Raw genomic sequence first — 24,507 nt, 5'->3', positions numbered from 1 at the left:
GATCGACACCCGTCGTTTACGCTATTACGCCAAAATGCAAAGGATGGGATACGTGAGCGAAACAGCCTTGCCTAAAGACGAAGAATCGGTGTTGAAAACGCCTGCATCCAAGCCTGAGCCAGTCCGCACCGAGCGCACCGGCAGCCGCAACAGTGGCCTGGTGTTCCTGGCCTTGCTGCTGGCAATTGCCGGTATCGCCGTCGCCGGCTGGGGAGTCTGGCAACTGCGCATGTTGCAGGCCGGGCACCAGCAACAGCGCGGACAGGTCGAGGACATCGCCGAGCAGACCCTGGTGCTGGCGCAGAATGACCAGCAACTGAGCGCACGCATCGCGCAATTCCCGCCCGCCAATCAGCTGGAAGACAGTCGACGTCTGGTCGCGCAACTGCAAGGCGATCAGCAACGCCTCAGCCAGCGACTCGAAACCGTACTGGGGGCGAGCCGCAAGGACTGGCGTCTGGCCGAGGCCGAGCATCTGCTGCGTCTGGCCAGCCTGCGCCTGTCAGCGCTGCAGGACATCAACAGTGCGCAGGCGCTGGTTCAGGGTGCAGACGAAATTCTGCGCGAGCAGGACGATCCGGGCTCCTTCGCGGCCCGCGAGCAACTGGCCAAGAGCCTTGCCGCCCTGCGCAGCGTCGAGCAACCGGACCGCACCGGGCTGTTTCTGCAACTGGCCGCTCTTCGTGAGCAGGCTGTGCAGCTCAACAAGCTGGCTCCCGAATACGAAGACAAGGGCGAGTCACTGTTGGGGCTGACCGCCGACAAGACCGAAACCAGCCGCTGGTCACAGTGGTGGAACGAGATCTCCCATTACTTCCGCATTGATTTCAACGCCGACAAGGACATCCGCCCGGTACTCGCCGGCCAGAGCCTTTCGCAGGTGCGTCTGGCCCTGAGCCTGGCGTTGGAGCAGGCGCAGTGGGCAGCGCTTAACGGCGAGCCCGAGGTTTATTCCAAGGCCATCACCGAAGCGCAGAGCGTTCTGAAAGCCAACTTCGATCAGGACGACCCACAGGGCAAGGCGCTCGGCCAAGGGCTTGATGCCGTTGCCAGCCAGCCGGTATCGGTGAAGACACCGGATCTGGCACCGACCCTGAGCGCCGTGCAGGCCTACCTTGAACGCCGTCACGCTGCCGGCCAGCCAGCCGAGGCGCAACAGGGGACCAGCCGATGAAGCGCTTCTATGTGCTGTTATTCATCGCGATCGCCGCTGCGGCGCTGATCGGGGTCGCCATCGCCGAGCATTCCGGCTATGTCCTGATCGCCTACCAGAACTTCCGCTATGAATCGAGCCTGTGGGCAACCTTGGCGTTGCTGGTCGTTGCACTGCTGGTGATCGCGCTGCTGAGGCTGCTGATCACCCTGTTGACGACCTCAGGCCGCGTGGTCAACCCATGGTCGCGCCGCAACCGTCGCCGTCGCGTGCAAATAGCTATCGAGCAAGGCCAGATGGATCTTGCCGAAGGCCGCTGGTCCAGCGCCCAGCGTCATCTGCAACGCGCGGCCGAAGCCGACACTCATCCGCTGCTCTACTACATCGGCGCCGCACGTGCTGCCAACGAGCAGGGTCGTTACGAAGATTGCGACGCGTTGCTGGAACGCGCGCTCGAGCGTCAGCCACAAGCCGAGCTGGCGATTGCACTGAATCACGCTCAACTGCAGCAGGACCGTGGCGACACTGAGGGTGCGCTGACCACACTGCTGGCCATGAAAGAGCGTCATCCGCACAACCCACAGGTGCTTCGTCAGCTGCAACGCTTGTATCAGCAACGTGGTGACTGGTCCGATGTGGTGCGCCTGATGCCGGAGCTGCGCAAGGACAAGGTCCTGCCACCCAAGGAACTGGCCGAGCTGGAACGCCGCGCCTGGGGCGAGAACCTGAGCCTGGCGGCGTACCGCGAAGGCATCGAAGGCGCACCGACCGGTCTGCCTTCACTGGAAAGCGCCTGGCAGGGACTGGGTTCTGCGCAACGCCAGGAGCCGCAACTGGTGCTGGCGTATGCCGATCAACTGCGCCGTCTGGGTGCCGAAGCCCAGGCTGAAGAGGTGCTTCGCAGCGCCCTCAAGCGCGAGTACAACAGCCATCTGGCGCGTCTGTACGGGCTGGTTCGCGGCAGTGACCCGCTGAAGCAGCTGCAAACGGCAGAAGGCTGGCTCAAGCACCATCCGGCTGATCCAAGCCTGTTGCTGAGCCTGGGACGTATCTGTCTGCAAGGCCGCCTGTGGGGCAAGGCGCGGGATTATCTGGAGAGCAGTCTGCGCATGGAACGCAATCCCGAAACCTGCGCCGAGCTGGCTCGTCTGCTGGGCCAACTGGGTGAGACGGATCGCAGCAATAAGCTGTTTCAGGAAGGCCTGGGCCTGCTCGACGAGCGACTCCTGTCGCGGCCCTTGCCGGTGCTGACCAAGACGTGAATCCGGCGGAGAGTCCTCGGTGAGGGCTCTCCGTGCTGCCTCGCCAGCCCGTCAGATCAATGCGTGAGAATCGTCCTACATATATGTGTAAAAGAACCACGCAGCGGTGTGTTCTTTTTCCTCGGTAAACAGCGACGCATCCGTACGCCGCCACCTTGAATGCGCCGCACCCTTTCCTCTACCGTAATCGTCTCGTCCTTTGTTACGGATTTGCCATGTATCTGGCTCGCACACGCTTCCTGTTTTTCCTGGCATCGCTGGCCTGTGCATCAATCATTGGCGTCGCCTTTTACCTGCAGCAAACTGTCGGTCTCGACCCTTGCGCCCTGTGCATGGTGCAACGGGCTGCATTCATCGTCTGTGGCGTGCTGGCGCTCTGTGCTGCCTGCCACGCCCCTGGCCCCATTGGCACGCGGCGCTACAGCCTGGCGCTTCTGCTGGTCGCCCTGGCCGGGCTTGCCACAGCAGGCGTACAAGTGTGGTTGCAAACCGCTTCGGCCGATCAATTGATACCTGTTATTACCAGACTGGAGCATGTATTGAGCCTGCTCTCTCTGGACATGTGCATCGACCGGCTGCGAAGCGACGCGCTGTTTTGCGCCGAAATCACCTGGACACTGTTCGGTATCAGCCTGCCGGAGTGGAGTCTGCTGGGATTTACGGGTCTGGCGCTGTTGCCGCTGTATCCTCTTTTCAGCGAATTCAGCCACTGGGTGGCGACCAGAGATCGGGGCGGCTATTAAACGCTTGTATGAACTTTATCTCCTGCGTACCTTGATGGCCTTGTCGAGCGGGCATAATCTGGGCCGCACGCGTCACTGGAAATATGCTGTCCTGACGCATTTATCAGGCCTGGTCCCGGCCAATCACCCGGACCGGCACAGGACTGCATGCCCCTGAAGGGAAGAGAGAAGACCATGCTGGAAAGTTGTCAGAATGCTCAGGAACGCTGGGGCGGAGTGAACAAGCTGATCGATCGCTGGCTTCAAAGCCGTCTCGAACTGGTCGAAGCCTACGATGCGCTGGGCGACACGCCCGAAGCGCTGGCAGCCGACCTCGAGGGCCTGCAGAACTTCTGCGGGATTCTTGTGGATTACGTCTCTGCCGGGCACTTTGAAGTCTACGAACAACTGGGTGATGAAGCCCGGGCGTTCAATGACGAGCGTGGGCTCGAACTGGCAGACACGATCTATCCACGTCTGGACGTCATCACCAAGTTTGCCCTGACGTTCAATGATCGCTGCGAAAAGGGCGACTGCTCGGATGCGGCAGTGGTAGCCCGGGAATTCAATCAGCTGGGGCAACTGCTGCACGAGCGTTTCGAGCTGGAAGACTGCCTGATCGAAGTGCTGCACAACTCGCACAAGGAAGAGATCGCCGCTCAGGCGTGACCTTGTTGGTGCAAGCGCGACACGCCAAGGGTGCTTATTGCACCCTTTCGCATGTCTGAACGCCGGCTTTACGCCCGCTTACTGTGAAACCGCAACCAGCTCGATTTCAAATACCAGCGGGGTAAACGGGTCGATCAGATCGCCAGCACCCTCGGCACCATAGGCTTGATCCGATGGGATCACCAGCCGCCACTTCGCGCCGGTCGGCATGTTCTGCAAGGCGCTGGTCCAGCCGCTGATCACACTGTCGAGTCGGAACCACTGGGGCTGGGTGCTCTGATCGAAGATCGTGCCGTCCGGCAAACGACCGACATAACGCACTTCAACCCGGCCATCGGCACTGGGCTTGGGGCCGGTACCCGGGGTCAGCTCGGTCATGAGAATGCCGTCAGCCAGCACCTTCACACCCGGTTTGGCCTTCTCGCTGTCCATGAACGTGCGCTCGGCCTTGAGGGCCGCCTCGGTCGGCGCGTCCGTACCGGCAGTCTCGGCCTGGGCGATAGCGGCGTCATGCTCGCGCAGAATCTGGTCGATGCGGTCCTGCTTGAGCGCCAGCGGCTTGCCCTGGTAAGCCTGCTGCAAGCCTTCTACCAACGCCTTGAGGTCCAGGTCAGGGACTTCCTGATGCAACCGTTCGCCAAGGCTTGCACCCAGACTGTAGGCAAGGTCATGGCCGTCACTGGACGCAGGTGGCGCCTCGGCGGCCTGAGCCAGGGGTAGCAAGAGGAACAACGACGTTAACAGGTAGCGCGACATTAATGCTCTCCGGCCTGGGAAGGCAGCGATTATGCCTGCGCCAGCGCGAGTAGTGACGAGTCTTGTGACGTGAATTTCACAATGCCTTTGCATCGTGTCGAGCAATCATTTCTCTCAGTATGCAACAGGGACCCATGGATGCTGTCAAGATGCCCTAGCGGCGATGCGCGCAGAAGCCTAGTATGAGCCGCAATTTCGTCACCCAGGAGGTAAGTCATGTCGGCCAAAAAGAAGCCAGTAAATACTCCGTTGCATTTGCTCCAACAATTATCGGGCAGCTTGCTTGAACATCTGGAAGACGCCTGTTCCCAAGCCTTGGCTGATGCAGAGAAACTGCTCGCCAAGCTCGAGAAACAACGCGGCAAGGCGCAGGAAAAACTGCACAACTCCCGCATCAAGCTGCAGGATGCTGCCACCGCCGGAAAATCCAAGGCGCAGGCCAAGGCCAAAGGTGCCGTGTCCGAGCTGGAAGAGTTGCTGGACGCTCTCAAGGATCGTCAGACCGAAACCCGCACTTACATCCTGCACCTCAAGCGTGATGCCCAGGAAAGCCTGAAACTGGCCCAGGGTATTGGCCGCGTGAAAGAGGCGGTCGGCAAGATCCTGACCACTCGCGACGCCAAGCCTGTCGCGCCTAAAGCCGCCGCCAAGGCACCTGTTGCCAAGACACCCGCTGCCAAAGCTCCCGCAAAAACCGCAGCCAAAGCGCCGGTTAAAGCGGCCGCCGCCAAGCCAGTCGCCAAAGCCGCAGCCAAGCCTTCCGCAGTTGCCAAGCCAGCGGTCAAAACCGCTGCTGCCAAGGCCCCGGCAAAAGCCGCCGCCAAACCGGCCGCTCGCACGACTGCAGCAGCCAAGCCTGTCGCAGCGAAGACAACTGCCGCCAAACCGGTTGCGGCCAAGCCTGCTGCAACCAAGGCGCCGGTTGCCAAGACCACCGCCAGCAGCGCTGCCAAACCAGCAGCAGCTAAAGCGGCGACCGCCAAACCTGCGGCAAAAGCGCCTGTGAAAGCGCCCGTCAAGGCCCCGGCCAAAGCACCTGCCAAGGCGCCTGTGAAAGCAGCAGCCAAGCCTGTCGCCAAACCTGCGGCCAAGCCTGCCGTGAAGCCAGCCGCCGCCAAACCGGCCACGCCAGCACCTGCGGCTGCTGCCAAGCCGACAACGCCTGCACCTGCTGCGCCAGCCGCCGCACCGGCAACACCTGCCAACGGCGCAACGCCAACCAGCGCTTCCTAAGTCTGGTCGACGGCAAGTCCAACCGCGATGCGCAGCACATGCAGCGCATCGCGGTTTTTTTCTGCATCCCCTTCGGCAAGTTCGAGCAGCCACTCCTCTGCATTCCTCGCCTCACCTGCCGGCCAATCCCCGGTCAGGGCCTCAAGCTTCATCATCAGACCCTGTTCGGCCTCCAGTTCCAGCGCCTTGACCTTCATCCGTAATGGGGTCAGCGACGCATCTTCAAGCGCCGCATTACGCCATTGGTTACGCAAATCCCGCAGCGGACGCACCACATCGTCATGCCAGGGTGTCGCCAACTGTTTTATTTGCGCAACTCGCTGAGCGTCGCATGCCACGTCGCGCGTGCCCAGCCACACCCCGCAAAGCACCATGCACACGTTGGCCCCGTTGGCTTGCAGCGTCAGACAAGCCTGTTCCACACCCGGCCGGGCGTAGAAATCGAGGGTGAAACTCCAGAGCGCTGAAGGCATAGTGATCCACCTGTTCAGGACGAAGCTGGTAGACTCCGCCGCCATTATGATTCGACTTCAAAGCCTTACCTTACAGCGTGGTCCGCAACGTCTGCTAGAAGACGCCGAGCTGACTCTGCACGCCGGCCATAAAGCCGGTCTGATCGGTGCCAATGGCGCCGGTAAATCCAGCCTGTTTGCCCTGCTGCGTGGAGAGCTGACGCCGGATGCCGGCGACTGCCTGCTGCCCGCCGACTGGCGTATCGCGCACATGCGCCAGGAGGTCGACACACTCGAACGCCTGGCCGTGGATTACGTGCTCGATGGCGACGAGCGCCTGCGGGAAGTACAGAGCTCGCTGGCCGAGGCCGAAGCCGCGCAGGACGGCGCCGCTCAGGCACGTCTGCATTCAGAGCTCGACAGCGCCGACGGTTACACCGCCGACGCACGCGCTCGCAAGCTGCTGGCCGGGCTGGGCTTCACCAACGAGCAGATGGAACGTCAGGTCGGCAGTTTCTCCGGTGGCTGGCGTATGCGCCTGAACCTGGCGCAGGCATTGATGTGCCCCTCGGACCTGCTGCTGCTCGACGAACCGACCAACCACTTGGACCTCGACGCCATTCTGTGGCTTGAAGACTGGCTCAAGAGTTACCCCGGCACCTTGCTGCTGATTTCCCACGACCGGGATTTTCTGGATGCCGTGGTCGATCACATCGCCCATGTCGAGCAACGCAAAATCACCCTCTATCGCGGCGGCTACAGCGCATTCGAGCGGGCCCGTGCCGAACGTCTGGCCCAGCAGCAACAGGCCTACGAGAAGCAGCAGGTGCAACGTGCGCACATGGAAAAGTACATCGCGCGCTTCAAGGCCCAGGCCACCAAGGCCCGTCAGGCACAAAGCCGGATCAAGGCGCTGGAGCGCATGGAAGAGCTGTCCGCCGCGCATGTCGACTCGCCGTTCAACTTCGTTTTCCGTGAGTCCGACAAGATCTCCAGCCCATTGCTGGACCTGTCCGACGCGCGCCTGGGTTACGGCGACAAGACCATCCTCGAGAAGGTCAAGCTGCAACTCACGCCCGGTGCACGCATCGGCCTGCTGGGTCCGAACGGCGCAGGCAAGTCGACGCTGATCAAAAACCTTGCCGGCGAGCTTGAGCCGCAAAGCGGCCGTCTGGTGCGTGGCGAAAACCTCACCGTGGGCTATTTTGCCCAGCATCAGCTCGACTCACTGGACGCCAAGGCGACGCCGTTGCTGCACTTGCAGCGCCTGGCACCGACCGAGCGTGAACAGACGCTGCGCGATTTCCTTGGCGGTTTCGACTTCCGTGGCGCGCGCCTGGATGAGCCGGTGCTGAATTTCTCCGGTGGCGAGAAAGCCCGCTTGGCGCTGGCACTGATCGCCTGGGAAAAGCCCAACCTGTTGCTGCTCGACGAACCGACCAACCACCTCGACCTGGAGATGCGCCTGGCGCTGACCATGGCCTTGCAGGAGTTCGGTGGCGCGGTACTGGTGGTGTCTCACGATCGGCACTTGCTCAAGAGCACGACCGATGACTTCCTGCTGGTGGCCGACGGCCGCGTACAGGAGTTCGACGGCGATCTGGATGACTACACGCGCTGGCTGGCCGATTACCGGCTGCGCAACGCGCCGGTCAGCAACACGCCCGTCAACGCCGACAAGACCGACAAGAAAGCCCAGCGCCAGCAGGCAGCGGCCTTGCGTCAGCAACTGGCGCCGCACAAGCGCGAAGCCGACAAGCTGGAGCGTGATCTGGGGCTGGTGAATGAAAAGCTCGCCAAGGTCGAAGAAGCACTGGCTGACAGCACCAACTACGAGGCGGCCAACAAGGACAAGCTGCGCGATCTGCTGGCCGAACAGGCGAAGCTGAAAGTGCGTGAATCCGAGCTGGAAGACGCCTGGATGCAAGCGCTGGAACTGCTGGAGTCAATGCAGGCCGAACTGGAAGCATTGTCGTGAGCGAGGCAGGCAAGTGATGGACATGTTGGGCTTGCCAGTATCCGCATACTGGCTTGAACCGCTGCTGGTGGGGGCGCAGATTCTGCTGATCCTGTTGGCCGGTTACGTACTGCAACGCATCGTCGGTGGTTTTCTGACCGGTCTGGGCGAGCGCTATCCGTTGCCGCCAGAATTGCTGGTCCCGGTTCGCGGCGGCCTGCGCTGGTTCATCATGGGCAGCGCCTTTGTCCTCGTTCTGGGCCGACTCGGTGTGTCGGCCACGGTGTTGTGGACGGCACTGTCCGGCTTCGTCGCCGTTGCGGCAGTTGCGTTCTTCGCCATGTGGAGCGTGCTGTCGAACCTGCTCTGCGCCATTCTGATCTTCACCATCGGCCCGTTCCGCATCGGTGACATGGTCGAGTTGGTCGATACGCTGGACAAGCCGGGCGTGAAGGGGCGGGTGGTCGCCATCAATCTGATGTTCACCACTCTGATCGAGACCCCGGAAGCCGGAGGCGCGCTGGTTCAGGTGCCCAACAGCCAGTTTTTCCAGAAGTCGGTGCGCCGCTGGCGTGGCAGCGATCTGTTTCCGCAGATGGTGGTTGCAAAGCAGCCGGATGAGCAGGACTAGAAATCGTTAGCGTTCCAAAGCAACCCGCATTAATTTACTGAGCATTCGACTTTGCTTGAGGTGCACGATGGCGCTTGAAACGTGGCTGGGCTTTTTTGCGGCCTGCTGGATTATCAGTCTGTCTCCCGGCGCGGGCGCCATCGCTTCGATGTCCTGCGGCCTGCAATACGGCTTCTTGCGTGGCTACTGGAATGCCCTGGGCTTGCAGATTGCGTTGGTGGCACAGATCGCCATTGTCGCGGCAGGTCTGGGTGCAGTGCTGGCGGCCTCCGATATGGCGTTCACGCTGATCAAATGGTTTGGCGTCGCGTATCTGGTCTATCTCGGCATCAAGCAATGGCGCGCCCTGCCAGCCGACCTGGCCGATGAATCTGCCGTGCGCCCGGTGGGCAAACCGATGACGCTGGTATTGCGTGGTTTTCTGGTGAATATCAGCAACCCCAAGGCGCTGATTTTCATTCTGGCGATCCTGCCACAGTTCATCGACACGGCCGCTCCGCTGCTCATCCAGTACGCGATCATCGCGGCGACCATGGTGGTGGTCGATCTGATCGTGATGGCGGGCTACACCGGGCTGGCCTCCAAAGTGCTGCGCCTGCTCAAGACGCCTCGCCAGCAACGTCGCATGAATCGCACCTTCGCCAGCCTGTTCGTGGGCGCGGCAGGTTTCCTCGCGACGTTGCATCGCGGTACGGCCTGAAACATGTCGCTTTCGAGCCCTGAGCAGACACTCGTTTTGCTCAGGGCAACCGAAGGCTGAATGTAAGATTCTGTAACAAAAATGGACCTCGACTATTGAGTAGTGCCGTTGCGGCGTTAACAATGCAACGCTTCGCATTCCCGTCGAGACTCTGCAATGCCCGTCCATTCTCGTTTTCTTGCCTGGTTACTGTTGCCGCTCCTGGCGCTGGGCAGCTGCATTGCGCTGGCCGACCCGGTCGAGGGTGCAGCCCAGGCGCTGCATCTGCTCGATTACCTGGGGGCCGATTATCCGGCGACCGTGGCGGACGGTAAGGTTGTGGACACCGTCAAATATCAGCAACAGGTCGATAACCTGGCTGCGTTGCAGGGCCTGGTCGTTGCCTTGCCACAGCGCGCCGAGCGTGATGCTCTGGAGCAGGCGGTAAACCAGCTGAAAAGCGCTGTGGCGGGTCGACAGGACGCTGCGCAGGTCACGCGTCAGGCGCGGCAGTTGAGTGCGAAGCTCGCGCTTGCCTATGAGGTCAGTCAGGCCCCGGCCATTACGCCGGACCCCGCCCGTGGCGCGCCCCTGTACGCTCAGCATTGTTCGGTGTGCCATGGCGAAAGCGGTGCAGGGGACGGGCCGGCAGGTATCGGCCTGGAACCGCCACCCTCGAACCTGCGGGATACCGCGCGGCTGGATCGCCTGAGTCTCTACGATCTCTACAACGCGACCGGGCTGGGTATTGCCGGCACCGATATGCCCGCGTTCGCCGACCAGCTGGACGATCGCCAGCGCTGGGACATCGCGACCTATATCGCCAGCTTCAGCGCACAACCTGTCGCCCAGCCTGCCAAGACCTTCAACCTCGCCGATCTGGCTCGCCAGACGCCGGCCGAAATCCAGGCTGCCGAAGGTCCGGACGCTACCGCCATCTTCCGTGCCCAGCGTGCGCAGCCACCTCAGGTACAGCGCGGCCCGGCGCAACTGCTGGATTACACCAGTGTAACGCTGGACAAGAGCCTGGCAGCCTACAAGGCCGGTGATCGCGAGCAGGCCTATGATTTGTCGGTCGCGGCGTATCTGGAGGGTTTCGAGCTGGTCGAAAGCTCGCTGGATAACGTCGACGCCAACGTGCGCAAAGACACTGAAAAGAGCCTGATGGCTTACCGGCAGTCCTTGCAGGACAGCATGCCGCTACCTCAGGTTGCGCAGAAGCTGGAAGCAGCCAAAGGCAAACTCAAGGAGTCGGCAGACCTGTTGGGCAGCGACGGCCTGAGCCTGTCACTGAGTTATATTTCGGGCCTGCTGATCTTGCTGCGTGAAGGGCTGGAAGCGATTCTGGTACTGGCGGCGATTCTGGCGTTTCTGCGCAACACCGGCCAGCAGTCTGCCGTCCGCAGCGTCAACATCGGCTGGGGCCTGGCGCTGCTGGCCGGGCTGGCCACCTGGGCGCTCGCGGCGTATGTCATCGACGTCAGCGGCGCACAACGGGAATTGCTGGAAGGCGCCACCGCGCTGTTCGCCAGTGTGATGGTGCTCTGGCTGGGGGTGTGGATGCACGACCGTCGTCACGCTGCTGCGTGGCAGGACTACATCAAAAGCAGCCTGGTCGGCGGCGGCGGTCGTTTCGGCTTCGCGCTGCTGGCGTTCTTCTCGGTGTATCGCGAGTTGTTCGAAGTCATCCTGTTCTACGAAACCCTGTGGCTACAGGCAGGCCCTGCCGGGCACGATGCCGTGCTGGCGGGTGGCGCCACGGCGCTGGTGCTGCTCGTGGGCCTGGCGTGGGTCATCCTGCGCGGTTCGGCGAAGCTGCCGCTGTCGCTGTTCTTCGGCATCAACGCTGCGCTGCTCTGCGCACTGTCCGTGGTGTTTGCCGGTCACGGCGTCAAGGCGCTGCAGGAGGCGGGCATACTCGGCACACGGCCGGTGCCGTTCTTCGAGTTCGACTGGCTGGGCATTCACGCCGACCTGTACTCGCTCGGCGCACAGGCGATCGCCCTGATCGCCATTGCAGCGCTGTACGGCAGAAGTCGTCTGGCCGAGAAGCGCAGGCTGCAGACGGCAGACTGACGTTTGCCTGCCAGGGACAAGTGGTGCTCGCCACTTGTCCCTGCTTCCCCCGTAGCATTGTTGCGATTCTGCGTCTTACCTTCCCGCCCTGTACAAAAAACCACCTGTTACTTCTGCCAGTAGACGCCCTTTTTCTTCAGGCCTAGTGTAGCGAAACGCCAACTCGGCTATCGGGTACTGGCGCATTTACCTGACGACGGGGTGGGTGATGGCCAAGTATGAGATTCGGTTGTGGGCTGAAGACATTGAGGAACATGACCATCCTGAAATAGCCATTGAATTTTACGAAAACGATGACCTGCAGGAACACGCCTGGGTCAGGCTGCACCCGCAGGGAAAACACAAGATTCGCGGCGAACTGGGCAGGGATGAGGAGGTGCTGACGGTTCTGGCGCTGGCCTTCAGGAAGAAGGTGTCTGAGTTGGCCGATTGGTGAAGTCTGATCCATGTATGCAACGAGATTTTATGTAAACAGCTGCCAGCACGCGTTGGTATACCGATATCTTTATTAATTAAAGAGGCTTGGAAAATGGCTAACTATGAAATCAGATTGTCTACTGATGAACTGATGGGTGACAGCAGTCCTGAAGTGATGGTGGTGTTCTGGGATAGCAAACTTAAACATGGCAAAGGGGACAAAGGGGGCACTGCATTCGCCAGCTTCGTTACATCTTCGGGTACAGGTAAGGGTTACGACACCGTACGAAGCGAGGTAGACGCCGATGGGGACGGCATGATGGATGCTCGGGACAACACGTTACTGATAGCACTCGCCAACGCATTTGTTGGAATAGATACACTGATAAAACACAAGAAAGTAAAGAGACCGAGTTGATCGCTATACGAGAAGAGGGGCGCTTGTGCGCCCCTGAACACGTTGGCTCGTATTGAAGTCACCCCAGATCAACCGGCTTCTTCAACTTCGGGTTCGGGAAGAACTGCACACCCTGAACCTTGGGATCAGCCGGTTTGACCAACGCCTTGTTGACCCGCGTACCCAACTCCTTCGGTATCGAAATACCCTGCTCGTTGAGCGTATCGCTGTAGCCGCAACTCACGCACTCGCGATGCGGCACGTCGTTTTCGTTCCACATCATCAGTTTGTCAGGCTCGCTACACGCCGGGCAAACCGCCCCGGCGATAAAGCGTTTCTTGGTAATGACTACCGGTGTATCGGTCATGCTGCCGCGTCCTCACTCAAGCCACTGTGACGCAACAATGCGTCAATCGACGGCTCGCGTCCGCGGAAGTCGACGAACAGCACCATCGGTGCCTGCGAACCGCCACGTGCCAGAATGGCTTCGCGGAAGGCGCGTCCGGTTTCAGCGTTGAGCACGCCATCTTCCTCGAATTTCGAGAACGCATCGGCGGACAGCACTTCAGCCCACTTGTAGCTGTAATAACCGGCTGCGTAACCGCCTGCGAAGATGTGCGCGAAGCTGTTCGGGAAGCGGTTGTAGGCAGGCGGACGCATCACCGAGACTTCATCACGAACGCCTTCCAGAACCTCAAGCACGCTGCGGCCATCACCGTGAGTGGCGTGCAGCTCGAAATCGAACATCGAGAACTCCAGCTGACGCACCATCATCAGGCCGGACTGAAAGTTCTTGGCAGCGAGCATCTTCTCCAGCAGATCCTGCGGCAGTGGCTCGCCGGTTTCGTAATGACCGGAGATCAGCGCCAGGCCTTCGGGCTCCCAGCACCAGTTTTCCATGAACTGGCTCGGCAACTCGACGGCGTCCCAGGCCACGCCATTGATACCGGATACACCGGCATGCTCGACGCGGGTCAGCAGGTGATGCAGGCCATGACCGAATTCGTGGAACAGCGTGGTGACTTCGTCGTGGGTCAGCAGCGCAGGCTTGCCGGCAACAGCAGGTGTGAAGTTACACACCAGATTGGCCACCGGGCTCTGCAACGTGCCTTGCGCCGTACGGCGACGGTCACGCGCGCCGTCCATCCAGGCACCACCACGCTTGTTGGCGCGGGCATACAAATCGAAGAAGAAGCGCCCGACGTGCTGACCGTTTTCCTTGATCTCGAACAGACGAACATCCGGGTGCCAGGTGTCGAAGCCTTTCTGCTCGGCAATCTCGATGCCGTACAGGCGTTGAACGATGGTGAACAGACCGTCGAGCACCTTATCGACAGGGAAGTAGGCACGCAGGATTTCCTGGGAAACGCTGTAGCGCTGCTCGCGCAGCTTCTCGCCGTAGAAACCGCTGTCCCAGCTTTGCAGATCCGGGCAGCCCTGTTCGGCGGCATAAGCCTTGAGCTGCTCCAGATCCTGGGCAGCAAAAGGCTTGCTGCGCTTGGCCAGGTCACGCAGGAAGCTCAGCACCTGATCGCTGGACTCGGCCATCTTGGTCGCCAGGCTCAGCTCGGCGTAGTTGGCATAGCCGAGCAATTGCGCGAGTTCCTGACGCAGGTCGAGGATCTGCTCCATGACCGGCGTGTTGTCGTTCTTGCCCGCATTCGGGCCTTGATCCGACGCGCGGGTGGCGTACGCCGCATAGACTTCCTCGCGCAATGCGCGGTCTTCGGCGTAGGTCATCACCGCGTAGTAGCTCGGGAATTCCAGCGTGATCAGATAGCCTTCCAGATCCTTTGCCTTGGCAGCGGCGGCCATCTGCTGTTTGGCAGAATCGGTCAGGCCGGCGAGGGCGGACTCATCGGCGACCAGCTTGGTCCAGGCCTGAGTGGCATCGAGCAGCTGGTTGGAAAACTGGCTGCCCAGCTCCGACAGTTTGCTCTGCACTTCGGCGTAACGCTTCTGCTGCTCGGGCGGCAGATCGATACCGGACAGGCGGAAGTCACGCAGCGACTGCTCCAGAATGGTCTTCTGGCCAACGTCGAAACTGGCGGCCTCGGGGCCATTGGCCAGGGCTTCATAGGCCTGGAACAGCGCGCGGTTCTGGCCCATCTCGGTGGAGTAGGCGCTCAAGGCCGGCAGGCACGATTCATACGCTTCGCGCAGTTCGGCGCTGTTGCACACGGCATTGAGGTGGCTGACGGGGCTCCAGGCAGCGCCCAGGCGGTCGTTCAGCTCGTCCATGGTCAGCACCAGCCCGGCCCAGGTCGGTGTCGAACCCTGTTTGGCGAGGATGTCGGCAATCGCGGCACGGTTATCCGCCAGGATCTGTTCGATAGCAGGTTTGACATGCTCGGCACGAATCGCCGAAAAGGGTGGCAGGTCGTACGATTGCAGAAGAGGGTTGTTCGCGCTCACGGTTTTGCACCTTGCCTTGAAGAAACACTCAGCCATCTTAATTACAATCGACGCCGACCGCAGCAACCAAACCCGCTCTACACGCCTATCACTGCCAAAGAAGGAGCCTATCGTGGCCATTCGCAAGTTTCAGGAGCACACCCCAGCCCTCGGCGAACGGGCCTTTGTCGATCATTCAGCGGTGGTTATCGGTGACGTCGAAATCGGCGCCGACAGCTCCGTCTGGCCGCTGACCGTGGTACGCGGCGACATGCACCGCATCCGCATCGGCGCCCGCACCAGCGTGCAGGACGGCAGCGTGCTGCACATCACCCACGCCGGCCCCTTCAACCCGGACGGTTTTCCGCTGCTGATCGGCGATGAAGTGACCATCGGTCACAAGGCCATGCTGCACGGCTGCACAATCGGCAATCGCATCCTGGTCGGCATGGGCACCACCATCATGGATGGCGCGGTTGTCGAAGACCAGGTGATCATCGGCGCCGGCAGCCTGGTGCCGCCGGGCAAAGTGCTGGAAAGCGGCTTTTTGTACGTCGGTCGCCCGGTCAAACAGGTGCGCGCACTCACCGAAAAGGAAATCGCCTTCTTCCCGTACAGCGCGACTAATTACGTGAAGCTCAAGGATCAGCACCTGGCTGAGGGGTTTGATAAGGGTTGAGGCCCGCTATTAATACTGCGCTCTACACTCAGTCGGCCTTCAATTCTGGCCGAAGGCCGTAGGAGCGAGCCGGGGCGACGCTTCGCTTGTTCGCGAAGACCGCGGTTCAAACGCCCTTTGTGTGGGCGCTGTACCGACCTCTTCGCGAGCAAGCTCGCTCTCACAGGAGCTTCAAGGCATCAACGCCCGCAGCGCCGCCTTGCGCGCCTCGACCGGCATCGCGCCCAACGTCTCCACAGCGCGATAAAACGCCTGCCAGTCGCCATTCACCTGCCTGAACAACGCCTCGAACGCTGGCACCCATTGATCGTAAAGACCAAAAGGCAGCAGTTTGGCGTTGTTCATCGGGCTGTTGATCCAGGCATCGAAACGCTTGTCGCCAGCCCACTGCTCATCCCGCAACGCCCGATAGTCACGGCGCATCCGCTCGAATGCTTCAGCCTTGCGCGCGCGCATCACCTCGGCCGACAGCGGCTGACGATAAAGCGCCTTGAGTCGCTCCCGGGTGTCGAGCACCAACCGGGTAAACTGATCACGCCGCGCCGACTGCGAAACACTCTCCGGCGGTAATCCCCGCGTCGCACGCCATTGCCGCGTACCTTCCTGCTCGACGAAACTGGCGTAGGACTCGTTGAACTCGGTGTCGTCCTTCACATAAAAACGCTGATGCGCCAACTCATGAAAAATCAGCGTGGCCAGACGCTCGTCACCCCAGCCCATCATCGAACTGAGAATCGGATCATTGAACCAACCCAGCGTCGAATAGGCTTCCACGCCACTCAAATACACATCCTTGCCCGCCTGGCGCTGCAACGCCGCCTCGCCACGCGCCCCGCCAGGGCTGTAATAACCGCGATACGCGACACACCCTGCAATCGGAAAACAATGCGTGACCGGCTCCAGCGAGAACTCATCCGTCGCGAACACATTCCACACCACATAAGGGCGGCCCAGATTCGCATACAGGCGGTAACTCTTGTTTTCCGGCAGATGCAAATGCTCACTGGCAAACGTGCGCGCCAACTGCGAACGGGCCAGATGCTCGCGCAAACCCGCATCCCGAGTCGGATCAGCCACGATCTTCTCCACCGGCTCGCGTGCCTGCAGCAACTGCCACTGCCCTTGAGCCAACTGGCCGTAGTAGGAAACGCTGGAGCAGCCGGCAAGCAGCGTGACGGCCATCAGCGTTAGCAGGTGGCGAAGGCGTGGCAGGGAGAATGTGGCCATGAAGGGAAGGGCTTTGGTGGCTTGAGTACGGTGATGTTATGCAGGAGGGGAGTGGGGATGTGCAACTGTTATGAGGATTGAAGGGTATGGAGACTCAAACCAAGGACGAGCTGGAACGTACCAGGCTGTGCGCCCGCGTAAAAAGCTATTTTCATTAGACACAAACAGAAAACCCACCGTGCAGGTGGGCTTTAGGTATTGCTATATCATCTGTCCGTGGGGGGAGGCATAAGCCAGCTAGGCCCTCGGCAAGTGGGCAGACTATAGGGAGATTTGCAGTTGTCGTCAATGTCAGCTTTAGAGGTCGCAAAGGCAATCAGATTATCCATTTCTTCTGCCCGGATTTCGACGTATGAAAACGCAGCGCGCGCGGTGGGCCGGGGTCTTGATGAGGCCGTCACCTTGTATGCCTGGAACGCCCTCGTCTCTGCAGCGTTCCTTACACCTCTACACCTGTGCGAGGTGATTGTTCGTAACGGTGTTGCAGACGCAATCGCTTCGGTTTACGGCCCCGAGTGGCCTTGGAGTCCCGGCTTCGAGCAGAGTTTGCCCAATGTTACAGGTCCGGTTTTCAAGCCAAAACAAGAGCTTGCAAGAGCCATACAGAAATGTGGCACAACCGGCGCAGTTATCGCAGAGTTGAAATTCGTCTTTTGGGAAAAAATGTTCACAAAACGGTTTGAAGGCCGTATCTGGGCTCCTTATCTGTACCGCTTTTTTCCAAACCTCGAAAAGTGCTTCACTGTATCTGCCCACCGAGCAAAGATCGCGGCTGATCTCGAACAAATCCGGTTGCTTCGAAATCGAATTGCTCATCATGAGCCAATCTTTTCACGAAACCTGAGAAGCGATTTTGCCGTTATCCAACGCTTGACCGAAACACGCTGCGCAGTTTCTGCAGACTGGATGAATGGCCAACAGCAGGTCATGTCAACGGTTGCCACTAAACCTTTTTAAACAGAGGTACACCTCGGTGCCAAACCGTCTTTTGATACTGATAACCGCATTCACTCTGGCCACCCTCGCCGGATGTGCCGGTCCCTTGCCTGCCGTCAATCCGGACATGGCGTGGGTCGACATGCGCACCATCACCGGCCAGTTGATCATGGGCGACAAGCTCGATGGCAAGAACACTTATGACGGGCGCTACTTTCAGGTCACGCCGGGCAGCCATGAGTTGCAGGTGCGTTATGACTATGAGTACCGCTCGGGCGGCATGGGGATGATCGGCGATGAGTACACCGAGATCACCTGTTACGTCAGTGTTCGTTACGACCACTTCGCTGCCGGGCAGCGTTATGTGCTGGAGGTACGCTCACTGGCGAACAGTGTCGATGCCTGGCTTTACGATGCAGAGCGCAAGGTGGTGGCCGAGGAGGAAGAAGAGGGCGGGGTGCACTGCATCTGATCAGCGTCCGTTGAGCTGATAGATAATCTTTTTCGTACCGTTGTCGCAACTGCCGACGATCATGCCTGGATCGGTGGCCTCGTCGTTTTTAACGATTTCCAGCGTGTAGGACGTGACGTTGTTGGCCTGGATCTTGGCTTCGATTTCAGCCTTGAGCTGTTCGCAGGATTTCGGTGCCGCCAAGGCGCTGGTTGCCAGCAGGGTGCAGGTCGCTGCCAGAATAAAACGTTTCATGCTCGACTCCTGATCATAATCAAACCATGCGTCAACCAACGCATGACCGATGAAGCAAGCCAGCTTTATACAGCAGATACAGGAGCGCACAAGGCGCCCCCGCAAGGCTGGCTGTGAATCAGCTCAGCAATGTCGCATCCAGGGTAATCTTGGCGTTCAGTACCTTGGAAACCGGGCAGCCTTCTTTGGCCTTTTTGGTCAGTTCGTCGAACTGATCCTGGGTGGCGCCTGGCACTTTGGCCTTGAGGGTCAAATGCACAGCGCTGATCGCGAAACCGCCTTCTACCTGATCCAGCGACACCTCAGCCTGAGTATCGATGCTTTCAGCCTTGAGGCCTGCGTCTCCGAGGATCATGGACAAGGCCATGGAGAAACAGCCTGCGTGGGCTGCACCGATCAGTTCTTCCGGGTTGGTGCCTTTGCCGCCTTCAAAACGTGCCTTGAAGCCGTAAGGTGCTTCGCGCAACACGCCGGTTTCCGTGGAGATGCTGCCGATACCGCTTTTCAGATCACCTTCCCAGTGGGCGGATGCTTTCTTGACGATGCTCATGGTGGCTCCTTTTGGAATGAATTTGGATCGTTGCTGTTACAGCATTCTGAGGATAGACGGCTCTGGAAAGTTCAACCGTCGGAAAGACCTACCGTTTCAGTAGGTTTTTCTACACTGCCCCATTGAAAAGCCGGACTTGCGCCCGCACTGCTGTTTCATCGTGGGCAGCTCCAGCAGCCGGCCCATCACAATTCGAGGAGCTACCCCGGCCTATGAAACGTCTGGCAGATGTAAAAATTTCCACCCTTGATCTGGTGCCGGTACGCCACGACAAAGGGCCCGCCGAATCGCTGCGCAACTCGCTCAACCTCGCCCAGCATGTCGAAAAGCTCGGTTACAACCGCTTCTGGGTGGCCGAGCACCACAACATGGACGGCATCGCCAGTTCAGCGACCGCGGTGCTGCTCGCCTACCTGGCAGGCGGCACGTCGACCATTCGTGTCGGGTCGGGCGGGATCATGCTGCCCAACCACGCGCCGCTGGTGATTGCCGAGCAGTTCGGCACCCTGGCCAGCCTGTATCCCGGCCGCATCGACCTGGGGCTGGGCCGCGCACCGGGCTCCGACCAGATGACTGCGCGTGCCTTGCGCCGCGAGCGCTCCGGCAGTGCCGATGACTTTCCGGACGATGTCACCGAGCTGATGGAATATTTGGGCCCGCGCACGCCTGATCAAAAAGTGATCGCCGTACCCGGTTCAAATACCAACGTGCCGATCTGGCTGCTCGGCTCGAGCCTGTTCAGCGCCCAGCTGGCAGGCATGCGCGGCTTGCCGTATGCCTTCGCCTCGCACTTTGCACCGCGTTACATGCACGAGGCGATTCGCGTGTATCGCAATCACTTCCAGCCATCGGAAGTGCTCGACAAGCCTTACGTGATGCTCGGCGTGCCCCTGTCGGCAGCCGACACGGACGAGCATGCCGAATACCTGGCGACATCGGTCTATCAGCGCATTCTGGCGCTGATGCGTGGGCACAGCCTGATGCAGCGTCCGCCTGTCGAATCGATGGACGGTCTGTGGTTGCCACACGAGCGTGAGGCCGTAGCAAGCTTCCTCGGGCTGGCGATGGTGGGCGGCCCGGACAAGATCCGCGCCAAGCTGGACGTGCTGCTCGAGCAGACCGACGCCGATGAGTTGATCTTCACCTGCGACATGTACGAGCACGAGGATCGACTGCGGTCTTACGAGATCCTCGCGCAGGTCGCACACGGCTAAGCGATTTTCCGAATCGAAAAAAACCAGCCACACACAGAATCGCCCCGGACTGGATGACAGTCCGGGGCGATTCTGTTCGTGAAACCTGCAAACGGGATTAACCGGGCGAACCGGCCTGAGCCGGGCCCGGTTGGCAATCAACCGCGCTGGTAAACGATTTCCTTGGTGCCGCCTTCGCAGGTGCCGACCACTTGCTTGTCGGCTGCGCTGCCTTTCTCGACCACTTCCAGCGTGTAGGACGTTACGCCCTTCGCCTGGAGTCTGGCATCGAGTTCACTTTTCAACTCTTCACATGGCTTGCCTGCCGCGAGAGCAGTGCCTGCAATGCTCAGCAAGCCTACAGCCAACAAAAACTTCTTCATGGGTAATCCCTCTCGTACGGCCAAATGAAGACGCCATCGGAACAGGCGCCCATTGAAATCCCCACGCTCACACAGCGAACGCGTGGCCACATCTGCGTGTAGCGCAAGTTATGGCAATCGGCCAGCCGAAAGGTTCAGATCACCCTCAGCTGTTGGTGATGCGGAAGCCCACTTTCAACGTCACCTGGAAGTGCGCGACTTTGCCGTTTTCGATATGGCCGCGGGTTTCAGTCACTTCGAACCATTCCATCAGGTCGAGGCTTTTGCTGGCTTCGGCCAGGGCATTGTTGATGGCGTCTTCGATGGTGGTCGTGGAAGAGCCTACGATTTCAACTTTCTTGTACGTGTGATGATCCGACATGGCAGTTCTCCTGAGGTCTGAAAAAGACGCGATATAGAGCGCGCTCCCTGCTTCTGTCAGGGGAAGGCGCGCAAAAGTTCAGACCTTTGCAAAAATCCCATCGCACTTTCCAAAAAGCCCGGAGTCCGAAACAACACGCCCACTCATCATTGCAGGAGAAACACCATGGCTACTACGTCACTTCGCAAAGCCTCGTTGCAGAGTATGGAAGCTGAAATCGAGAGCCTTCTGAAGTCCCTCGAGGGCCTGAAAGCCGATGCTACCGACGAGTCGCGCAAGACTCTGAAGAATCTGAAAGCCAACGCTGAAAGCGCGCTGAGCCACTCGCGCAGCCTGCTCAGCGATGTCTACGAAGACGTCAAAGAGAAAACACGCGAAAACGCACTGGCAACCCGTGACTACGCTCAGGAACACCCTTGGACCACCGCTGGCGTTGCGGTAGGTGCCATCGGCCTGATCGCTGCCTACATGCTGTTCAAGCGCGGTAACTGATCAGTTTCTGATCGGTTCCCCGGACCGCTTCAGCTCATTTTTTAACCACTGAGCAAGCTGCTGCGCCCGTCCATCGGCCGCACGTCTGGGTACCCAAAGCGCCAGCTGCGCCGGGGTTTCACTGAACCCCCAAGGCGCAGCCAGGCGACCGGCTTTCAGGTCATCGATGACCAGAGGTTCCGGCGCAATCGCGATGCCAAGGCCCGCCACGGCCGCCTCCAGCAAATAATACAAATGCTCGAAACCCTGCCCGTAATGCAATGACTGCGGGTCGATACCGTTCTGCTGCGCCCAGCTTGGCCACGCCTGCGGACGCGATGTGGTTTGCAGCAATGATTCTTCCAGCAACGCCTCGACAGGTGCATCGCACAGCCGCTCGAATCGCGCGAAGCGTGGGCTCAACACCGGTCCGATCCGCTCGCTTGCCAGTTCGAATACCTGCATGTCTGCAGGCCACGGCGGCTCGGCAAAGATCAACAGGGCATCAAGCCCTGGCCGACGCGGGTCAAGATCACCTTCGCCTGCCGACAAGTGCAGACGCAGGTCCGGCAGCTCGGCATTCAGGCGGCTCAAGCGCGGGATAAACCAGCGCGCCAGCAGGCTCCCCGAGCACCCCAGCACGAACGGTGCATCTGCGCTGCCCTTGCTCAACTCTGCGCACACGCCGCGCAGCCGGTCGAACGCCTCGCCGCTGACATCGCGTAGGCGAATACCTGCATCTGTGAGTTTCAAGCCTCGTCCGTCCTTGCTGAACAGGCTTACACCCAGGTGCTCTTCAAGCACTTTCAATTGGCGACTGACAGCGCCATGCGTCACGTTCAACTGTTCAGCCGCCTGACTGACACTGCCAAGCCGGGCGGTGCTTTCAAAGGCGCGCAATGCATTGAGGGGAGGGAGGTCGCGGCTCATGATCTGTGAGTTTTCCTGACAGGTTGCAGCGATCTTATCGGTTTTCATCCGGCCTTGCGCTGGTTAAAGTGGACCCATTGCCAATACGGCTCAACCTATTCGCCCAATACTGCAACTGGAGCACTTCATGACCCAGACCAATTTCCGCAGCGGCCCCGACGCCAACGGCCTGTTCGGCTCATTCGGCGGCCGCTACGTGGCTGAAACCCTGATGCCGCTGGTGCTCGACCTCAACCGCGAGTACGAAGCCGCCAAGGTCGACCCGGAATTCATCAAAGAAATGGCCTACTTTCAGCGCGATTACGTGGGCCGTCCGAACCCGCTGTACTTCGCCGAGCGCCTGACCGAGTTCTGCGGCGGCGCGAAGATCTACTTCAAGCGCGAAGAGCTCAATCACACCGGCGCGCACAAGATCAACAACTGCATCGGCCAGGTGCTGCTGGCCAAGCGCATGGGCAAAAAACGCCTGATCGCAGAAACCGGCGCCGGCATGCACGGCGTTGCCACTGCTACGGTTGCTGCACGTTTCGGCCTGCCTTGTGTGATCTACATGGGTGCTACCGACATCGAGCGTCAGCAGGCCAACGTGTTCCGCATGAGGCTGCTGGGCGCTGAAATCGTTCCGGTCACTTCCGGCACCGGCACCCTGAAAGATGCGATGAACGAAGCGCTGCGTGACTGGGTGACCAACGTTGAAGACACCTTCTACCTGATCGGCACCGTGGCAGGCCCGCACCCTTACCCGGCGATGGTCCGTGATTTCCAGGCCATCATCGGCAAGGAAACCAAAGAGCAGATGCTGGAGAAGGAAGGTCGTCTGCCGGACAGCCTGGTCGCCTGTGTCGGCGGCGGTTCCAACGCCATGGGCCTGTTCCATCCGTTCCTGGATGACGCCAGCGTGGAAATCATCGGCGTTGAAGCGGGCGGTCACGGCGTCAGCACCGACAAGCACGCGGCCAGCCTGAACGGCGGCGTACCGGGCGTGCTGCACGGCAACCGTACCTACCTGCTGCAGGACGGCGACGGACAAATCACCGATGCGCACTCGATCTCTGCCGGTCTGGACTACCCGGGCATAGGCCCGGAACACGCATTCCTGCACGAAGTGAAGCGCGTCGAGTACGTCAGCATCACCGATGATGAAGCGCTGGACGCTTTCCATCAGTGCTGCCTGCTCGAAGGCATTATCCCGGCGCTGGAAACCGCTCACGCCCTGGCCGAAGCCATGAAGCGTGCGACCAACCTGCGCGACGATCACCTGATGGTCGTGTGCCTGTCCGGGCGCGGTGACAAAGACATGCAAACCGTCATGAACCACATGGCCGCCGCCGAACACACTCAGGAGCAGCTGGTATGAGCCGTCTAGAACATCGTTTCGCCCAGCTTAAAACCGAAGGTCGTGCGGCGCTGGTCACCTTCATCACCGCCGGTGACCCTGGCTACGACACTTCGCTGAAAGTCCTGAAGGGCCTGCCTGCGGCGGGTGCTGACGTGATCGAGCTGGGTATGCCGTTCACCGATCCGATGGCCGACGGCGTGGCGATTCAGCTGGCGACCCTGCGTGCTCTGGACGCTGGCCAGACCTTGCAGAAAACCCTGCAGATGGTCAGCGAATTCCGTGTCGACGATCAAACCACACCGATTGTGCTGATGGGTTACTACAACCCTATCCACCGCTTTGGCGTCGAAGCCTTCGTGGCGCAGGCAAAAGAAGCAGGCGTTGACGGTCTGATCATCGTTGACCTGCCACCCGAGCACGACGCCGAGCTGGCGACGCCTGCACAGGCGTCCGGCATCGACTTCATCCGTCTGACCACGCCGACCACCGACGATGCGCGTCTGCCGCGTGTGCTGGAGCGTAGCTCCGGGTTCGTCTACTACGTGTCGGTTGCCGGTGTGACCGGTGCTGGCTCGGCCACCACCGAGCACGTCACTGAAGCCATCGCTCGCTTGCGCCGCCACACCGATCTGCCGATCAGCGTCGGTTTCGGTATCCGCACCCCCGAGCAGGCCGCGGCGATTGCGCGTCTGGCAGACGGCGTGGTCGTGGGCTCGGCCTTCGTCGACAAGATCGCCAGCGCCGAGTCGCCGGAGCACGCCATCGACGGCGTACTGACGCTGTGCGCGGCACTGGCCGAGGGCGTACGTAGCGCTCGTCGCTGAGGGTAAAGTTTCTGATACAGAGGAATCAAAGCCTGAGCGGCGGCTCTATGTAGCAAGACACAAGGGGTTCATGACCAACGTCATGAACCCCTTTTTGCTGCATCGCGTGA

At 60.3% G+C, this 24,507-nt stretch carries 28 protein-coding genes; 18 read left to right on the top strand and 10 right to left on the bottom strand.

Annotation, left to right across the window (positions count from 1 at the left end):
• The first annotated feature begins 52 nt into the window (after window positions 1-52).
• From LIX91_RS20170 to LIX91_RS20155, 4 genes are all read left to right on the top strand, one after another.
• Window positions 53-1,174, top strand: a complete 1,122-nt coding sequence (locus LIX91_RS20170; RefSeq protein ID WP_003413835.1) for a uroporphyrinogen-III C-methyltransferase — start codon at window positions 53-55, stop codon at window positions 1,172-1,174.
• Entirely contained in the window at window positions 1,171-2,415 is a 1,245-nt protein-coding gene (locus LIX91_RS20165; RefSeq protein WP_004408794.1) for a heme biosynthesis protein HemY, read from the top strand. Before LIX91_RS20170 ends, LIX91_RS20165 begins: the two co-directional genes overlap by 4 nt.
• A gap of 215 nt (window positions 2,416-2,630) precedes the next feature.
• A complete protein-coding gene (locus LIX91_RS20160) occupies window positions 2,631-3,158 on the top strand; it encodes a disulfide bond formation protein B (protein ID WP_226489035.1) in 528 nt (175 codons plus the stop codon).
• 174 nt (window positions 3,159-3,332) lie between these two features.
• Complete coding sequence (locus LIX91_RS20155; RefSeq protein ID WP_003340038.1) at window positions 3,333-3,806, top strand: Rsd/AlgQ family anti-sigma factor; 474 nt, start codon at window positions 3,333-3,335, stop codon at window positions 3,804-3,806.
• Window positions 3,807-3,884: 78 nt separating this feature from the next.
• Here the strand turns inward: LIX91_RS20155 and LIX91_RS20150 are convergent, their stop codons facing one another.
• Complete coding sequence (locus tag LIX91_RS20150) at window positions 3,885-4,562, bottom strand: FKBP-type peptidyl-prolyl cis-trans isomerase (RefSeq protein ID WP_024660927.1); 678 nt, start codon at window positions 4,560-4,562, stop codon at window positions 3,885-3,887.
• Window positions 4,563-4,778: 216 nt separating this feature from the next.
• On the opposite strand from LIX91_RS20150, the gene LIX91_RS20145 reads away from it, so the two are divergent.
• Entirely contained in the window at window positions 4,779-5,795 is a 1,017-nt protein-coding gene (locus LIX91_RS20145; protein WP_226489034.1) for an AlgP family protein, read from the top strand.
• On the opposite strand, the gene LIX91_RS20140 is transcribed toward LIX91_RS20145, so the two are convergent.
• Window positions 5,792-6,268 carry a TIGR02444 family protein gene (locus LIX91_RS20140; protein ID WP_004403515.1) on the bottom strand — a complete coding sequence of 159 codons (477 nt, stop codon included), beginning with the start codon at window positions 6,266-6,268 and terminating at the stop codon, window positions 5,792-5,794. The genes LIX91_RS20145 and LIX91_RS20140 overlap by 4 nt on opposite strands.
• A gap of 46 nt (window positions 6,269-6,314) precedes the next feature.
• On the opposite strand from LIX91_RS20140, the gene LIX91_RS20135 reads away from it, so the two are divergent.
• The 6 genes from LIX91_RS20135 to LIX91_RS20110 all read left to right on the top strand — a co-directional run bounded on the left by LIX91_RS20135 (window position 6,315) and on the right by LIX91_RS20110 (window position 12,425).
• Window positions 6,315-8,225: an ATP-binding cassette domain-containing protein gene (locus tag LIX91_RS20135; protein ID WP_003413824.1), complete on the top strand. Its 1,911-nt coding sequence runs from the start codon at window positions 6,315-6,317 to the stop codon at window positions 8,223-8,225.
• 16 nt (window positions 8,226-8,241) lie between these two features.
• A complete protein-coding gene (locus tag LIX91_RS20130; protein WP_003421571.1) occupies window positions 8,242-8,835 on the top strand; it encodes a mechanosensitive ion channel family protein in 594 nt (197 codons plus the stop codon).
• Between the two features lie 67 nt (window positions 8,836-8,902).
• Complete coding sequence (locus LIX91_RS20125) at window positions 8,903-9,535, top strand: LysE family transporter (protein ID WP_003413821.1); 633 nt, start codon at window positions 8,903-8,905, stop codon at window positions 9,533-9,535.
• A gap of 156 nt (window positions 9,536-9,691) precedes the next feature.
• Entirely contained in the window at window positions 9,692-11,590 is a 1,899-nt protein-coding gene (locus LIX91_RS20120; protein ID WP_226489033.1) for a cytochrome c/FTR1 family iron permease, read from the top strand.
• Between the two features lie 208 nt (window positions 11,591-11,798).
• Window positions 11,799-12,026 carry a hypothetical protein gene (locus tag LIX91_RS20115; RefSeq protein WP_032702501.1) on the top strand — a complete coding sequence of 76 codons (228 nt, stop codon included), beginning with the start codon at window positions 11,799-11,801 and terminating at the stop codon, window positions 12,024-12,026.
• 93 nt (window positions 12,027-12,119) lie between these two features.
• Window positions 12,120-12,425: a hypothetical protein gene (locus tag LIX91_RS20110; protein WP_032697467.1), complete on the top strand. Its 306-nt coding sequence runs from the start codon at window positions 12,120-12,122 to the stop codon at window positions 12,423-12,425.
• A gap of 58 nt (window positions 12,426-12,483) precedes the next feature.
• Here the strand turns inward: LIX91_RS20110 and LIX91_RS20105 are convergent, their stop codons facing one another.
• Both LIX91_RS20105 and prlC read right to left on the bottom strand, forming a co-directional pair.
• Window positions 12,484-12,771, bottom strand: a complete 288-nt coding sequence (locus LIX91_RS20105; protein ID WP_032697465.1) for a YheV family putative zinc ribbon protein — start codon at window positions 12,769-12,771, stop codon at window positions 12,484-12,486.
• Window positions 12,768-14,855: an oligopeptidase A gene (gene prlC, locus LIX91_RS20100; protein ID WP_226489032.1), complete on the bottom strand. Its 2,088-nt coding sequence runs from the start codon at window positions 14,853-14,855 to the stop codon at window positions 12,768-12,770. Before prlC ends, LIX91_RS20105 begins: the two co-directional genes overlap by 4 nt.
• A 76-nt stretch (window positions 14,856-14,931) precedes the next feature.
• Between prlC and LIX91_RS20095 the strand changes: the two genes are divergently transcribed.
• A complete protein-coding gene (locus LIX91_RS20095) occupies window positions 14,932-15,477 on the top strand; it encodes a gamma carbonic anhydrase family protein (RefSeq protein ID WP_003413811.1) in 546 nt (181 codons plus the stop codon).
• A 171-nt stretch (window positions 15,478-15,648) separates the two neighbouring features.
• Here LIX91_RS20095 and LIX91_RS20090 read toward each other — a convergent pair whose 3' ends face one another.
• Window positions 15,649-16,704 carry an aminopeptidase gene (locus tag LIX91_RS20090; protein ID WP_226489031.1) on the bottom strand — a complete coding sequence of 352 codons (1,056 nt, stop codon included), beginning with the start codon at window positions 16,702-16,704 and terminating at the stop codon, window positions 15,649-15,651.
• A gap of 288 nt (window positions 16,705-16,992) precedes the next feature.
• On the opposite strand from LIX91_RS20090, the gene LIX91_RS20085 reads away from it, so the two are divergent.
• The gene (locus LIX91_RS20085) at window positions 16,993-17,661 is read left to right on the top strand and encodes a hypothetical protein (protein ID WP_226489044.1); all 669 of its coding nucleotides are present in this window, start codon (window positions 16,993-16,995) and stop codon (window positions 17,659-17,661) included.
• A gap of 85 nt (window positions 17,662-17,746) precedes the next feature.
• Entirely contained in the window at window positions 17,747-18,112 is a 366-nt protein-coding gene (locus LIX91_RS20080) for a hypothetical protein (RefSeq protein ID WP_004408777.1), read from the top strand.
• On the opposite strand, the gene LIX91_RS20075 is transcribed toward LIX91_RS20080, so the two are convergent.
• A complete protein-coding gene (locus LIX91_RS20075; protein WP_226489030.1) occupies window positions 18,113-18,346 on the bottom strand; it encodes a DUF1161 domain-containing protein in 234 nt (77 codons plus the stop codon).
• Window positions 18,347-18,464: 118 nt separating this feature from the next.
• Complete coding sequence (locus LIX91_RS20070; RefSeq protein WP_029571825.1) at window positions 18,465-18,896, bottom strand: OsmC family protein; 432 nt, start codon at window positions 18,894-18,896, stop codon at window positions 18,465-18,467.
• Between the two features lie 212 nt (window positions 18,897-19,108).
• Here LIX91_RS20070 and LIX91_RS20065 point away from each other — a divergent pair, with 212 nt between their 5' ends.
• The gene (locus LIX91_RS20065) at window positions 19,109-20,110 is read left to right on the top strand and encodes an LLM class flavin-dependent oxidoreductase (protein WP_003413807.1); all 1,002 of its coding nucleotides are present in this window, start codon (window positions 19,109-19,111) and stop codon (window positions 20,108-20,110) included.
• Between the two features lie 137 nt (window positions 20,111-20,247).
• On the opposite strand, the gene LIX91_RS20060 is transcribed toward LIX91_RS20065, so the two are convergent.
• The gene (locus tag LIX91_RS20060; RefSeq protein ID WP_003318454.1) at window positions 20,248-20,472 is read right to left on the bottom strand and encodes a DUF1161 domain-containing protein; all 225 of its coding nucleotides are present in this window, start codon (window positions 20,470-20,472) and stop codon (window positions 20,248-20,250) included.
• Window positions 20,473-20,617: 145 nt separating this feature from the next.
• Complete coding sequence (locus LIX91_RS20055) at window positions 20,618-20,833, bottom strand: dodecin (RefSeq protein ID WP_003318455.1); 216 nt, start codon at window positions 20,831-20,833, stop codon at window positions 20,618-20,620.
• Window positions 20,834-20,998: 165 nt separating this feature from the next.
• On the opposite strand from LIX91_RS20055, the gene LIX91_RS20050 reads away from it, so the two are divergent.
• A complete protein-coding gene (locus LIX91_RS20050) occupies window positions 20,999-21,325 on the top strand; it encodes a YqjD family protein (protein ID WP_003318456.1) in 327 nt (108 codons plus the stop codon).
• Here the strand turns inward: LIX91_RS20050 and LIX91_RS20045 are convergent, their stop codons facing one another.
• Window positions 21,326-22,282, bottom strand: a complete 957-nt coding sequence (locus LIX91_RS20045) for a LysR family transcriptional regulator (protein WP_317135437.1) — start codon at window positions 22,280-22,282, stop codon at window positions 21,326-21,328.
• A gap of 79 nt (window positions 22,283-22,361) precedes the next feature.
• Here LIX91_RS20045 and trpB point away from each other — a divergent pair, with 79 nt between their 5' ends.
• Together trpB and trpA are read left to right on the top strand one after the other, a co-directional pair.
• Window positions 22,362-23,591 carry a tryptophan synthase subunit beta gene (gene trpB / locus LIX91_RS20040; RefSeq protein WP_003318458.1) on the top strand — a complete coding sequence of 410 codons (1,230 nt, stop codon included), beginning with the start codon at window positions 22,362-22,364 and terminating at the stop codon, window positions 23,589-23,591.
• A complete protein-coding gene (gene trpA / locus LIX91_RS20035) occupies window positions 23,588-24,397 on the top strand; it encodes a tryptophan synthase subunit alpha (RefSeq protein ID WP_003318459.1) in 810 nt (269 codons plus the stop codon). Before trpB ends, trpA begins: the two co-directional genes overlap by 4 nt.
• The last annotated feature ends 110 nt before the right edge of the window (window positions 24,398-24,507 follow it).

Source organism: Pseudomonas sp. B20 (genome assembly GCF_020515755.1).
In the GTDB taxonomy this organism is placed as follows: domain Bacteria; phylum Pseudomonadota; class Gammaproteobacteria; order Pseudomonadales; family Pseudomonadaceae; genus Aquipseudomonas; species Aquipseudomonas syringae.
This window is presented reverse-complemented; position numbering and strand designations above follow the sequence as displayed.